Below are 13016 nucleotides of genomic sequence, written 5' to 3' on the forward strand. Positions count from 1 at the left end.
GAATATGCGTGGCGGAATGGGAAACATGCAAAAAATGATGAAACAAATGCAAAAAATGCAAAAGGATATGGCGAAGGCTCAGGAGGAGCTTGCTGAAAAAGTGCTTGAAGGCACAGCAGGCGGCGGTATGGTGACTGTAAAAGTCAACGGCCAAAAAGAAGTTGTAGACATTGCCATTAAAGAAGAAGTCGTTGATCCGGAAGATATCGAAATGCTTCAGGACCTGGTTCTTGCTGCGACAAACGACGCCCTCAAAAAAGTGGATGACATGACGAATGAAACAATGGGACAATTTACAAAAGGAATGAACATACCGGGTTTGTTCTAGGGGGATAAATAAACATGCAGTATCCTGAACCAATATCAAAGCTGATTGACAGCTTTATGAAATTGCCAGGGATCGGACCGAAAACAGCGGTTCGTCTGGCTTTTTTTGTTCTAGGTATGAAAGAAGACACAGTATTGGATTTTGCTAAGGCGCTTGTCAATGCGAAGCGGAATCTGACATATTGCTCGATTTGCGGACATATAACAGATCAGGACCCTTGTTATATATGTGAGGACACAAGAAGGGATAAGTCTGTTATTTGTGTCGTGCAGGACCCTAAGGATGTGATCGCAATGGAGAAAATGAAGGAATATAACGGCCAGTATCATGTTCTTCACGGCGCGATTTCACCAATGGACGGCATCGGCCCGGAGGATATTAAGATTCCGGAGCTGCTGAAACGTCTTCAGGATGATCAAGTGACAGAAGTTATTCTCGCAACCAACCCTAATATTGAAGGGGAAGCAACAGCGATGTATATATCAAGGCTGTTAAAGCCCTCAGGCATCAAGCTCTCCCGTATTGCCCACGGTCTGCCCGTCGGCGGTGATTTGGAATATGCTGATGAGGTCACTCTTTCAAAAGCTCTTGAAGGAAGACGTGAATTGTAAGGGAGGAAAAGGCAAGGCATGGGTTTTCTTCGCAGAAATACATTAAGAAAAGAGTTTGATGAGAAGCTGATAGAACAGCTCTTTAAACAAAAAGAAGAATGGAACAGACAGAAGAGTCTGGTCGAGAAAAGTCTCGAGCCCTCCGCTGAGGTGTTGTTTGAGCTGAAAGTCGCTGAATCTAAATACTTTTTCTATTTGAAAGAAGCGAAGCAGCGGAATTTGAAAATGAGCAGATGGAAGTAAGAGGTCTATTCTCCGGGATCTTCTCATAAGCTTGTACTAAACAAGCGAGGGGGAAGATTCATGGAGCCTTTTTTCATTATCGGTTTGATTGTCGGTCTGGTTGCTTTGCTTTTTTTATGGGGAGTATCTTCAAAACCGCTAAGATGGATTGGTGTGACCGCCATTAAATTTATTGCCGGCGCGATTCTGCTGGTGGGTGTGAACCTGTTCGGGGGCAGTCTCGGTATTCATATCCCTGTTAACCTGATTACAACGGGCATCAGCGGGATTCTGGGGATTCCCGGCATCGCGGCTTTGATAGTCATTAAACGCTTCATCATTTAATTTGTCGATTATTGTTGACATGTTGGATCAACGGTGGTATTCTAATATACGTCGCTGATGACGAAACGAATTCTTAAAAAAGAAATTTTAAAAAGTTATTGACGACGTGGAAGTTGATATGTTACAATAATTAAGTCGCTTCAAGAGCGATGGACAAAGTTCTTTGAAAACTAAACAAGACAAAACGTACCTGTTAATTCAAAGTTTTAAATAAATCGCACAGCGATGTGCGTAGTCAGTCAAACTACTTTATCGGAGAGTTTGATCCTGGCTCAGGACGAACGCTGGCGGCGTGCCTAATACATGCAAGTCGAGCGGACAGATGGGAGCTTGCTCCCTGATGTTAGCGGCGGACGGGTGAGTAACACGTGGGTAACCTGCCTGTAAGACTGGGATAACTCCGGGAAACCGGGGCTAATACCGGATGGTTGTTTGAACCGCATGGTTCAGACATAAAAGGTGGCTTCGGCTACCACTTACAGATGGACCCGCGGCGCATTAGCTAGTTGGTGAGGTAACGGCTCACCAAGGCGACGATGCGTAGCCGACCTGAGAGGGTGATCGGCCACACTGGGACTGAGACACGGCCCAGACTCCTACGGGAGGCAGCAGTAGGGAATCTTCCGCAATGGACGAAAGTCTGACGGAGCAACGCCGCGTGAGTGATGAAGGTTTTCGGATCGTAAAGCTCTGTTGTTAGGGAAGAACAAGTGCCGTTCAAATAGGGCGGCACCTTGACGGTACCTAACCAGAAAGCCACGGCTAACTACGTGCCAGCAGCCGCGGTAATACGTAGGTGGCAAGCGTTGTCCGGAATTATTGGGCGTAAAGGGCTCGCAGGCGGTTTCTTAAGTCTGATGTGAAAGCCCCCGGCTCAACCGGGGAGGGTCATTGGAAACTGGGGAACTTGAGTGCAGAAGAGGAGAGTGGAATTCCACGTGTAGCGGTGAAATGCGTAGAGATGTGGAGGAACACCAGTGGCGAAGGCGACTCTCTGGTCTGTAACTGACGCTGAGGAGCGAAAGCGTGGGGAGCGAACAGGATTAGATACCCTGGTAGTCCACGCCGTAAACGATGAGTGCTAAGTGTTAGGGGGTTTCCGCCCCTTAGTGCTGCAGCTAACGCATTAAGCACTCCGCCTGGGGAGTACGGTCGCAAGACTGAAACTCAAAGGAATTGACGGGGGCCCGCACAAGCGGTGGAGCATGTGGTTTAATTCGAAGCAACGCGAAGAACCTTACCAGGTCTTGACATCCTCTGACAATCCTAGAGATAGGACGTCCCCTTCGGGGGCAGAGTGACAGGTGGTGCATGGTTGTCGTCAGCTCGTGTCGTGAGATGTTGGGTTAAGTCCCGCAACGAGCGCAACCCTTGATCTTAGTTGCCAGCATTCAGTTGGGCACTCTAAGGTGACTGCCGGTGACAAACCGGAGGAAGGTGGGGATGACGTCAAATCATCATGCCCCTTATGACCTGGGCTACACACGTGCTACAATGGGCAGAACAAAGGGCAGCGAAACCGCGAGGTTAAGCCAATCCCACAAATCTGTTCTCAGTTCGGATCGCAGTCTGCAACTCGACTGCGTGAAGCTGGAATCGCTAGTAATCGCGGATCAGCATGCCGCGGTGAATACGTTCCCGGGCCTTGTACACACCGCCCGTCACACCACGAGAGTTTGTAACACCCGAAGTCGGTGAGGTAACCTTTATGGAGCCAGCCGCCGAAGGTGGGACAGATGATTGGGGTGAAGTCGTAACAAGGTAGCCGTATCGGAAGGTGCGGCTGGATCACCTCCTTTCTAAGGATTTTAACGGAATATAAGACCTTGGGTCTTATAAACAGAACGTTCCCTGTCTTGTTTAGTTTTGAAGGAACTTTGATTCTTTCATATGGTAGATGGGCCTGTAGCTCAGCTGGTTAGAGCGCACGCCTGATAAGCGTGAGGTCGGTGGTTCGAGTCCACTCAGGCCCACCATCTTTACCCAATAAGGGGCCTTAGCTCAGCTGGGAGAGCGCCTGCTTTGCACGCAGGAGGTCAGCGGTTCGATCCCGCTAGGCTCCACCAACGTGTTCTTTGAAAACTAGATAACAGAAGTAATTCACATTCAATTAGTAATGCAAGATATCACGTAGTGATTCTTTTTAACGGTTAAGTTAGAAAGGGCGCACGGTGGATGCCTTGGCACTAGGAGCCGATGAAGGACGGGACGAACACCGATATGCTTCGGGGAGCTGTAAGCAAGCTTTGATCCGGAGATTTCCGAATGGGGAAACCCACCACTCGTAATGGAGTGGTATCCATATCTGAATACATAGGATATGAGAAGGCAGACCCGGGGAACTGAAACATCTAAGTACCCGGAGGAAGAGAAAGCAAATGCGATTCCCTGAGTAGCGGCGAGCGAAACGGGACCAGCCCAAACCAAGAGGCTTGCCTCTTGGGGTTGTAGGACACTCTGTACGGAGTTACAAAGGAACGAGGTAGATGAAGAGGTCTGGAAAGGCCCGCCATAGGAGGTAACAGCCCTGTAGTCAAAACTTCGTTCTCTCCTGAGTGGATCCTGAGTACGGCGGAACACGTGAAATTCCGTCGGAATCCGGGAGGACCATCTCCCAAGGCTAAATACTCCCTAGTGACCGATAGTGAACCAGTACCGTGAGGGAAAGGTGAAAAGCACCCCGGAAGGGGAGTGAAAGAGATCCTGAAACCGTGTGCCTACAAGTAGTCAGAGCCCGTTAACGGGTGATGGCGTGCCTTTTGTAGAATGAACCGGCGAGTTACGATCCCGTGCAAGGTTAAGCAGAAGATGCGGAGCCGCAGCGAAAGCGAGTCTGAATAGGGCGAATTGAGTACGTGGTCGTAGACCCGAAACCAGGTGATCTACCCATGTCCAGGGTGAAGTTCAGGTAACACTGAATGGAGGCCCGAACCCACGCACGTTGAAAAGTGCGGGGATGAGGTGTGGGTAGGGGTGAAATGCCAATCGAACCTGGAGATAGCTGGTTCTCTCCGAAATAGCTTTAGGGCTAGCCTCAAGGTAAGAGTCTCGGAGGTAGAGCACTGATTGGACTAGGGGCCCCTACCGGGTTACCGAATTCAGTCAAACTCCGAATGCCGATGACTTATCCTTGGGAGTCAGACTGCGAGTGATAAGATCCGTAGTCGAAAGGGAAACAGCCCAGACCGCCAGCTAAGGTCCCAAAGTATACGTTAAGTGGAAAAGGATGTGGAGTTGCTTAGACAACCAGGATGTTGGCTTAGAAGCAGCCACCATTTAAAGAGTGCGTAATAGCTCACTGGTCGAGTGACTCTGCGCCGAAAATGTACCGGGGCTAAACGTATCACCGAAGCTGCGGACTGTTCTTCGAACAGTGGTAGGAGAGCGTTCTAAGGGCTGTGAAGCAAGACCGGAAGGACTTGTGGAGCGCTTAGAAGTGAGAATGCCGGTATGAGTAGCGAAAGAGGGGTGAGAATCCCCTCCACCGAATGCCTAAGGTTTCCTGAGGAAGGCTCGTCCGCTCAGGGTTAGTCGGGACCTAAGCCGAGGCCGAAAGGCGTAGGCGATGGATAACAGGTTGATATTCCTGTACCACCTCCTCACCATTTGAGCAATGGGGGGACGCAGGAGGATAGGGTAAGCGCGGTATTGGATATCCGCGTCCAAGCAGTTAGGCTGGGAAATAGGCAAATCCGTTTCCCGTGAAGGCTGAGCTGTGATGGCGAGCGAATTATAGTAGCGAAGTTCCTGATTCCACACTGCCAAGAAAAGCCTCTAGCGAGGTGAGAGGTGCCCGTACCGCAAACCGACACAGGTAGGCGAGGAGAGAATCCTAAGGTGATCGAGAGAACTCTCGTTAAGGAACTCGGCAAAATGACCCCGTAACTTCGGGAGAAGGGGTGCTCTGTTAGGGTGCAAGCCCGAGAGAGCCGCAGTGAATAGGCCCAGGCGACTGTTTAGCAAAAACACAGGTCTCTGCGAAGCCGTAAGGCGAAGTATAGGGGCTGACGCCTGCCCGGTGCTGGAAGGTTAAGAGGAGCGCTTAGCGTAAGCGAAGGTGCGAATTGAAGCCCCAGTAAACGGCGGCCGTAACTATAACGGTCCTAAGGTAGCGAAATTCCTTGTCGGGTAAGTTCCGACCCGCACGAAAGGCGCAACGATCTGGGCACTGTCTCAACGAGAGACTCGGTGAAATTATAGTACCTGTGAAGATGCAGGTTACCCGCGACAGGACGGAAAGACCCCGTGGAGCTTTACTGCAGCCTGATATTGAATGTTGGTACAGCTTGTACAGGATAGGTAGGAGCCTTGGAAACCGGAGCGCCAGCTTCGGTGGAGGCATCGGTGGGATACTACCCTGGCTGTATTGACCTTCTAACCCGCCGCCCTTATCGGGCGGGGAGACAGTGTCAGGTGGGCAGTTTGACTGGGGCGGTCGCCTCCTAAAAGGTAACGGAGGCGCCCAAAGGTTCCCTCAGAATGGTTGGAAATCATTCGCAGAGTGTAAAGGCACAAGGGAGCTTGACTGCGAGACCTACAAGTCGAGCAGGGACGAAAGTCGGGCTTAGTGATCCGGTGGTTCCGCATGGAAGGGCCATCGCTCAACGGATAAAAGCTACCCCGGGGATAACAGGCTTATCTCCCCCAAGAGTCCACATCGACGGGGAGGTTTGGCACCTCGATGTCGGCTCATCGCATCCTGGGGCTGTAGTCGGTCCCAAGGGTTGGGCTGTTCGCCCATTAAAGCGGTACGCGAGCTGGGTTCAGAACGTCGTGAGACAGTTCGGTCCCTATCCGTCGCGGGCGCAGGAAATTTGAGAGGAGCTGTCCTTAGTACGAGAGGACCGGGATGGACGCACCGCTGGTGTACCAGTTGTTCTGCCAAGGGCATCGCTGGGTAGCTATGTGCGGACGGGATAAGTGCTGAAAGCATCTAAGCATGAAGCCCCCCTCAAGATGAGATTTCCCATTCCGCAAGGAAGTAAGATCCCTGAAAGATGATCAGGTTGATAGGTCTGAGGTGGAAGTGTGGCGACACATGGAGCTGACAGATACTAATCGATCGAGGACTTAACCAATTTGAATGTATGCTTACTGTTATCTAGTTTTGAGAGAACACTCTCAATGGTTTGGTGGCGATAGCGAAGAGGTCACACCCGTTCCCATGCCGAACACGGAAGTTAAGCTCTTCAGCGCCGATGGTAGTCGGGGGTTTCCCCCTGTGAGAGTAGGACGCCGCCAAGCTATTATTACGGTAAAGGCAGCTCATCATGAGTTGCCTTTTTTGTTTTAGAATAAAAACAAAACAAACACCGAAATACGGGAACGCCCATATACTAATTGCAAACTTCAAAAAGGTTCAAATTGTGTATACAATCAACAGCTTAAGGGAAGGCTATTCATACGGAGGTGGGCAAAATGAATGAAACGTCCAGCCATGAAGAAACATGTATTGTTTGTGAAACCAAAAAAAGCAGGGGAATCCATATTTATACGAAATTTATATGTTTAGAGTGTGAGAAGAAAGTAGTTTCCACTCCGACCTCTGATCCGAATTATGAATTTTTCGTTCGTAAACTGAAAAGCCTTCATACACCGACGTTATATTCTTAACCCTGAAAAGGGTCTTTTTTTTGCCTTGATTCAGAGGAGTTTTTACACTTTTTATAAAAGAACTGATACGATAAGAAGAGGAACTTGTTTAGACATGGAATGTAATAGATAATACTGATAAAAGTGAATAAATAGGAGTCGATCAAGTATGAAACCGTTTATTCAATATATGAAATGGACGTTTTGCGGCAGCACAGTTTTTGTATTAGCGGGGATAACCTTCTTTACGATAGGGCATCAGCCTTTTCTGTATTCGCTTTTATACGGGGCAGCCGGCGGAGCCGCAGTCAGTGCGGCCGGCTTGTGGAATGCGAAGCGTCTCTTTTTAAAAAAACACCGGCTGACAAGAAAAGAATATGCTTATATTAAGGAAAATCTTGAGGAAGCAAAGGGTAAAATCATCCGATTACGCAGGGCGCTTTTTCGCTCTAAAAGTATACAAATGCTGAAGCAGAATGCAGAGATACTGCGGATAACCCGGCGAATATATCTGCTCACAAAGCAAGAGCCGAAGCGTTTTTATCAGGCAGAGCGTTTCTATTATCAAACGCTTGATTCTGTTGTAGAACTGACGGAAAAGTATGCTCTGCTCTCATCACAGCCGCGAAAAAATAAAGATTTATCAATGTCTTTGAGTGAGACGAGGATGACTCTGGCAGGGCTTTCCAGAAGGCTGGAAGAGGATCTTCATGAACTGATGAAGGAGGACATCGACGACCTGCACTTTGAATTAGATATGGCAAAGCATTCACTGAGAAAATAAGAAAGGAAGAAGGAAATGGCCAAAGACCGTTCCGACGACAGCATGGGCGCCCAAAATGACCAGACTCCTCTAAAGCTTGCAGATACGCTGCCGGAAGAAAAAAGAGAAGCGGCACTTCGGCTCGCTGAAAAACTGGACCCTGAGAACATGCAAAGCATTGTACTGTTTGGTTCACAGGCGCAGGCGAATCTTCTGGAATTTTCCCACACGATGATAGAGCACGTTCAAAGAAAAGATGCAGGAGAGATGGGACAGATACTGGCTGATTTGATGCTGAAGCTTGACCAGGTCAACCCTGATGATCTGCAGATGAAGAACAAAGGGTTTTTCGCCAGGCTGTTTAAAAGGGTGTCCGGTTCTGTACAGGAAGTGCTTTCGAAATATCAAAAGACAAGTGTGCAGATTGACCGTATCAGCAGAAGGCTGGAACATTCTAAAAATGTGCTGTTGAGTGACAATAAATTGTTAGATCAGCTGTACGCCCAAAATAAACAGTACTTTACTGATTTAACTATGTATATAGCAGCGGGGGAATTAAAATTAGATGAGCTGAAAACAAAGCTGATACCCGAAGCGGCAAGAAAAGCCGAATTACAAGAACCCAATCAAATGGCCGCGCAGGAAGTGAATGATCTTCGCCAGTTTGCCGACCGTCTGGATAAGAGGGTGCATGATCTGCTGCTGAGCAGGCAGATTACGCTTCAGAGTGCGCCGCAAATCCGCCTGATTCAAAACACAAATCAGGCACTGGCAGAGAAAATTCAGTCCTCCATTGTTACGGCTATTCCTTTATGGAAGAATCAAGTCGCCATCGCGCTGACGCTTATGAGGCAGCGGAGTGCGGCAGATGTGCAGCAGAAGGCGGCGGATACGACAAATCAATTGCTGCTGAAAAACGCTGAACTTCTGAAAACAAGTACAGTCGAGACCGCGAAAGCCAATGAGCGCGGACTTGTTGAGGCAGAAACCCTCAAAAAAGTGCAGGAAAGCTTAGTCAGCACACTTGAAGAAATCATGTCTATTCAAGAAGAAGGCAGGATGAAACGCAGGCGTGCCGAGGAGGAGCTTGTTATCATGGAAGGCGATTTAAAAAAGAAGCTGCTTGATATGAGATCCGGCCGGGATAACGGCTAGATGCCAAAAAGTCTTAGCTTTAAGTTGGCTCGCAGGCACGATATAATAAGAAAGACAGGCAAAGGATTTGTTTAAAAATGGACACACCTTTATATACAGCGCTGATGAAGCATGCGCACCGAAATACGTATTCTTTTCATGTTCCGGGACATCACAATGGAGATGTCTTTTTTGATGAAGCCAAATCTGTATATCAATCTCTTTTATCTATTGATATGACTGAGATCACGGGTCTTGATGACTTGCATCACCCGACGGGGGTCATTAAGGAAGCGCAGGATTTGGTGAGCAGATTTTACGGCTCTCAGGAAAGTTTCTTTCTCGTCAATGGAACGACCGCCGGCAATCTGGCGATGATTTTAGCTGTGTGTGAACCGGGTGAACCCATTCTGATCCAGCGTAATTGTCACAAGTCTGTTTTCCATGCGGCGGCATTGGCCGGAGCCAAGCCGGTTTATTTGGCGCCGGAAATCGATGAAAACATGCATGTGCCGGCACATGTATCCCTTTCAGTCATCGAAAAAGCGCTGGCGTCATATCCGAACGCGAAAGGACTTGTTCTGACCAATCCGACTTACTACGGGCATGCTGCCGATTTGACTGCGGCAGTTAACAAAGCCCATTCATACGGCGTTCCTGTACTGGTGGATGAGGCACATGGGGCTCACTTTGTGTTAGGCCGGCCTTTCCCGCCTTCATCATTGGCTATGGGGGCAGACGCCGTTGTTCAATCGGCTCACAAAACGCTTCCGGCTATGACGATGGGGTCTTACTTTCATTTGAACAGCACCAGAATTGACAGAGATCGATTAACTTATTATGTAAGCAGTTTGCAAAGCAGCAGCCCGTCATACCCGATTATGGCATCTTTAGATACGGCGCGCGCTTATGTGCAGGATATTGCTGAAAAAGGGACACTTCCCGTTCATATGGAGCGCATTGAGAAAATCAAACGAAGGTTCGCATCAATTTCTTCTATTGAAATAATCGAGCCTTCCGGATATGGGCTGCGGGCGGACCCGTTAAAATTAATTCTTCGGTCAAAGCTCGGACATTCCGGCTATTCATTACAACGGATTTTGGAGAGTGAAGGCATTGTTGCCGAGCTGGCTGACGAGTACCAAGTATTGCTCGTACTGCCGATAGGCGGCCGGCGGATGATAGAACAGGCAACCGTAAGAAACATACAGCAGAAACTGGAGAATACACCGCCCGATAAATTGCCGGATGCCGTGAATTGGACATTTCCGTCCATTTCGACACTTGAATACCCGCAAAATGAGATGCGGAAGTTTACAAAAGAGCCTGCAGATATAAATAAGGCGGCCGGGCGCTTGCATGCGGGCAACATTATTCCTTATCCGCCGGGAATTCCGCTGATCATGGACGGAGAACGGATAACAGAAGAGATCGTACAAAAGCTTTCCCGTTTAATCGGCATGGACGCGCATATTCAAGGCTTGTTAAACGGGGAACAATTACTTGTCTATATAGAAGAGGAGAAATCATGAGCGGTTTATTTATAACATTTGAAGGTCCTGAAGGTGCAGGGAAAACGACTGTGCTTCAGGAAATGAAAGAGATTTTGTCGGCAGAGGGGCTCCCGGTGACAGCGACAAGAGAACCGGGGGGCATCGACATTGCGGAACAAATCAGAGAAGTGATCTTAAATAAAAACAATACACTGATGGATGCAAAAACGGAGGCGCTGCTTTACGCTGCGGCGAGAAGACAGCATTTAGTCGAAAAGGTGCAGCCTGCATTGAAAGAAGGCCGCATTGTGCTGTGCGATCGTTTCATCGACAGCTCGCTGGCTTATCAAGGCTATGCGAGAGGGCTCGGCATTGATGAAGTTCTTTCTATCAACCAGTTTGCAATCGGCGATACGATGCCTGATGTCACCATCTATTTTTCTATTGAGCCGGAAGAAGGGTTGAAACGGATTACGTCGAATGATTCAAGAGAGAAGAATCGTCTCGATCTTGAGGCCCTGCACTTTCATACGAAAGTACGGGAAGGATACCAAAAGGTAATGCAGCGTTTTCCGGAAAGATTCCATACAATCGACGCATCGAAAAAGAAGGAACTCGTCATTCAGGACGCACTTCAAGTGATAAATGAAGCATTGAAAAAAATTCAGTTGTGACCTGTTTCTCATAAGTTGCTATAATGAATGTAACGATAATGTTCTTTCCAACCTAAAGGGGGCCTAGAGAATGAAACTAATAGTGGCAGTGGTGCAGGATCAGGACAGCAACAGGCTTTTGAAAGTATTAACCGACCACAACTTCAGGGTGACGAAGCTTGCGACAACAGGCGGATTCCTTAAATCAGGCAATACGACGTTTATGATCGGGGTGGAAGATATCCGTGTTGATAAAGCGCTCAGCCTCATTAAAGAGAATGGCTGTAAACGTGATCAGATGATTGCCCCGGTATCCCCGATGGGCGGGAATGCGGATTCCTACGTTCCATATCCCGTCGAAGTGGAAGTCGGCGGAGCGACGGTCTTTGTCCTCCCGGTCGATGAATTTCATCAATTTTAAGGATTTGACGACGTGAAAATAAATTCTGACTTACGTACATTTATTGAGAAAAAGCAGCAGCCTGCTTATAAAGCGGCAGAGCTTTCCGGAACATTTAAAAGTTCAATGGACAGCCAAAGCAGCAAGCTGAAATTTGATCAGCTGAGCAGGTTCTTAACGGATATAGAAACGTTCGGGAAAAGGCTGACGAAGTCGAGAAACTTCAAAGACTTAGCGAAATTCAAAGGATTGGTAAAACGTTTTGTAAAAGAGGCCGTAGACAGCGGATTATCGCATGAGACGGAGAAAAGCTTTGACCTGTACGGAAGCAGCCGGACTCTGGGGCTTGTGAAAGAAATAGATGAAAAACTGCTTCAGCTGACAGAAGAAATGTTAGATCAGGAAAAACCGGCAATTGATTTGCTGGATCGAATCGGAGAAATAAAAGGTTTATTGATTAACCTTTACACATAGAGAGTGATACAATGGCAATATCATGGAAGGAAATGACCGGGCAGCAGCCCAGAGTGATGCGGCTTTTGCATAACAGCATTGAAAAGAAAAGGCTTTCTCACGCATATCTGTTTGAAGGCAAAAAAGGAACGGGCAAATTGGATGCCGCACTGCTTCTCGCAAAAAGCTTTTTTTGCCTTGAAGGCGGGACTGAGCCTTGCGGGGAGTGCCGGAACTGTAAGCGTATTGAATCCGGAAACCATCCCGACCTCCATGTGGTTCAGCCCGACGGATTATCCATTAAAAAGGCTCAGATCCAATCTCTTCAGGAAGAGTTTTCTAAAACAGGACTGGAATCGCATAAAAAGCTGTACATTATATCCCATGCGGATCAAATGACGACAAATGCGGCAAACAGTCTGCTGAAATTTTTAGAGGAGCCGAGTCAAGATACCATCGCAATTCTTATTACTGAGCAGCTTCACCGAATACTGGATACCATCGTTTCGAGATGTCAGGTTCTTCCGTTCCAGCCGCTTCAGCCGAAAGCCATAGAGGAAAGACTGATTGAACAGGAAGTGAGCCTTCACATGGCCCGGCTCTTAGCAAATATGACAAATAATATTGCGGAAGCAGTCGAATTAAGTCGAAATGATGAGTTTGCAGAGTCCAGAGCGAAAGTGATAAAATTGTATGAAGTCTTACATCAGCGGAAAGGACATGCCTTTTTCTTCATTCAGGATCAGTGGGTGCCCTTTTTCAAAGAAAAAACCCATCAAGAAATGGGTCTTGATATGCTCTTATTGATATACCGTGATGTATTATCCATCCAAATTGGAAATGAAGATAAACTGATTTATCAAGACTTATTCCAATCAATAAAACAGCATGCGCTGCAATTTACACAACAAAGCGTTACGAACCAAATTCTCGCTGTTTTAGAAGCAAAAAAACGGCTTCATTCCAATGTGAATGTGCAGGGATTAATGGAGCACTTGGTGTTAACGTTGCAGGAGGGATAA

12 protein-coding genes, 2 tRNA genes and 3 rRNA genes are annotated in these 13016 nt (G+C 47.8%); all 17 read left to right on the plus strand.

Annotated elements, in window-relative coordinates:
* Window positions 1-4 precede the first annotated feature (4 nt).
* The 17 genes from NYE42_RS00140 (at window position 5) to holB (ending at window position 13016) form a co-directional block, all read left to right on the plus strand.
* Window positions 5-328, plus strand: a complete 324-nt coding sequence (locus NYE42_RS00140; protein WP_007408754.1) for a YbaB/EbfC family nucleoid-associated protein — start codon at window positions 5-7, stop codon at window positions 326-328.
* 14 nt (window positions 329-342) lie between these two features.
* The gene (gene recR, locus NYE42_RS00145; protein WP_003150697.1) at window positions 343-939 is read left to right on the plus strand and encodes a recombination protein RecR; all 597 of its coding nucleotides are present in this window, start codon (window positions 343-345) and stop codon (window positions 937-939) included.
* 18 nt (window positions 940-957) lie between these two features.
* The gene (locus NYE42_RS00150) at window positions 958-1182 is read left to right on the plus strand and encodes a YaaL family protein (protein ID WP_007408755.1); all 225 of its coding nucleotides are present in this window, start codon (window positions 958-960) and stop codon (window positions 1180-1182) included.
* 60 nt (window positions 1183-1242) lie between these two features.
* Complete coding sequence (locus tag NYE42_RS00155; RefSeq protein ID WP_003150686.1) at window positions 1243-1506, plus strand: pro-sigmaK processing inhibitor BofA family protein; 264 nt, start codon at window positions 1243-1245, stop codon at window positions 1504-1506.
* Window positions 1507-1755: 249 nt separating this feature from the next.
* Window positions 1756-3305: ribosomal RNA gene (locus tag NYE42_RS00160) — 16S ribosomal RNA — on the plus strand.
* 100 nt (window positions 3306-3405) lie between these two features.
* Window positions 3406-3482: transfer RNA gene (locus tag NYE42_RS00165), tRNA-Ile, on the plus strand.
* Between the two features lie 14 nt (window positions 3483-3496).
* A tRNA-Ala gene (locus NYE42_RS00170) sits at window positions 3497-3572 on the plus strand.
* A gap of 82 nt (window positions 3573-3654) precedes the next feature.
* A 23S ribosomal RNA gene (locus tag NYE42_RS00175) occupies window positions 3655-6584 on the plus strand.
* Between the two features lie 50 nt (window positions 6585-6634).
* Window positions 6635-6750 (plus strand): 5S ribosomal RNA (rrf, locus tag NYE42_RS00180).
* The 16S, 23S and 5S rRNA genes sit together here with 2 tRNA genes alongside, the layout of an rRNA operon.
* 174 nt (window positions 6751-6924) lie before the next feature.
* On the plus strand, window positions 6925-7119 hold the full coding sequence (locus NYE42_RS00185; protein WP_007409914.1) for a sigma factor G inhibitor Gin: 195 nt from the start codon (window positions 6925-6927) through the stop codon (window positions 7117-7119).
* A gap of 148 nt (window positions 7120-7267) precedes the next feature.
* A complete protein-coding gene (locus tag NYE42_RS00190) occupies window positions 7268-7882 on the plus strand; it encodes a 5-bromo-4-chloroindolyl phosphate hydrolysis family protein (protein WP_352426688.1) in 615 nt (204 codons plus the stop codon).
* A gap of 15 nt (window positions 7883-7897) precedes the next feature.
* Complete coding sequence (locus tag NYE42_RS00195) at window positions 7898-9016, plus strand: toxic anion resistance protein (protein WP_352426689.1); 1119 nt, start codon at window positions 7898-7900, stop codon at window positions 9014-9016.
* A gap of 77 nt (window positions 9017-9093) precedes the next feature.
* On the plus strand, window positions 9094-10527 hold the full coding sequence (locus NYE42_RS00200) for an aminotransferase class I/II-fold pyridoxal phosphate-dependent enzyme (RefSeq protein ID WP_144665026.1): 1434 nt from the start codon (window positions 9094-9096) through the stop codon (window positions 10525-10527).
* A complete protein-coding gene (gene tmk / locus NYE42_RS00205) occupies window positions 10524-11162 on the plus strand; it encodes a dTMP kinase (RefSeq protein ID WP_007409918.1) in 639 nt (212 codons plus the stop codon). The genes NYE42_RS00200 and tmk overlap by 4 nt, the downstream gene beginning before the upstream one ends.
* Window positions 11163-11232: 70 nt before the next feature.
* The gene (gene darA, locus NYE42_RS00210; RefSeq protein ID WP_004264734.1) at window positions 11233-11562 is read left to right on the plus strand and encodes a cyclic di-AMP receptor DarA; all 330 of its coding nucleotides are present in this window, start codon (window positions 11233-11235) and stop codon (window positions 11560-11562) included.
* Between the two features lie 12 nt (window positions 11563-11574).
* The gene (locus tag NYE42_RS00215; protein ID WP_004264730.1) at window positions 11575-12015 is read left to right on the plus strand and encodes a DUF327 family protein; all 441 of its coding nucleotides are present in this window, start codon (window positions 11575-11577) and stop codon (window positions 12013-12015) included.
* Between the two features lie 11 nt (window positions 12016-12026).
* Window positions 12027-13016: a DNA polymerase III subunit delta' gene (gene holB / locus NYE42_RS00220; protein WP_033575250.1), complete on the plus strand. Its 990-nt coding sequence runs from the start codon at window positions 12027-12029 to the stop codon at window positions 13014-13016.

The sequence above is a fragment of the Bacillus sp. FSL K6-2865 genome, from assembly GCF_040311405.1.
GTDB classification, from domain to species: Bacteria; Bacillota; Bacilli; order Bacillales; family Bacillaceae; genus Bacillus; species Bacillus velezensis.

Excerpts from the sequence above, each read along its gene's own strand:
- NYE42_RS00155 (WP_003150686.1), top strand. The coding sequence starts at position 1,243 with ATGGAGCCTTTTTTCATTATCGGTTTGATTGTCGGTCTGGTTGCTTTG.
- darA (WP_004264734.1), top strand. The coding sequence starts at position 11,233 with ATGAAACTAATAGTGGCAGTGGTGCAGGATCAGGACAGCAACAGGCTT.
- NYE42_RS00190 (WP_352426688.1), top strand. The coding sequence starts at position 7,268 with ATGAAACCGTTTATTCAATATATGAAATGGACGTTTTGCGGCAGCACA.
- tmk (WP_007409918.1), top strand. The coding sequence starts at position 10,524 with ATGAGCGGTTTATTTATAACATTTGAAGGTCCTGAAGGTGCAGGGAAA.
- NYE42_RS00150 (WP_007408755.1), top strand. The coding sequence starts at position 958 with ATGGGTTTTCTTCGCAGAAATACATTAAGAAAAGAGTTTGATGAGAAG.
- NYE42_RS00195 (WP_352426689.1), top strand. The coding sequence starts at position 7,898 with ATGGCCAAAGACCGTTCCGACGACAGCATGGGCGCCCAAAATGACCAG.
- NYE42_RS00185 (WP_007409914.1), top strand. The coding sequence starts at position 6,925 with ATGAATGAAACGTCCAGCCATGAAGAAACATGTATTGTTTGTGAAACC.
- NYE42_RS00200 (WP_144665026.1), top strand. The coding sequence starts at position 9,094 with ATGGACACACCTTTATATACAGCGCTGATGAAGCATGCGCACCGAAAT.
- NYE42_RS00140 (WP_007408754.1), top strand. The coding sequence starts at position 5 with ATGCGTGGCGGAATGGGAAACATGCAAAAAATGATGAAACAAATGCAA.
- recR (WP_003150697.1), top strand. The coding sequence starts at position 343 with ATGCAGTATCCTGAACCAATATCAAAGCTGATTGACAGCTTTATGAAA.
- holB (WP_033575250.1), top strand. The coding sequence starts at position 12,027 with ATGGCAATATCATGGAAGGAAATGACCGGGCAGCAGCCCAGAGTGATG.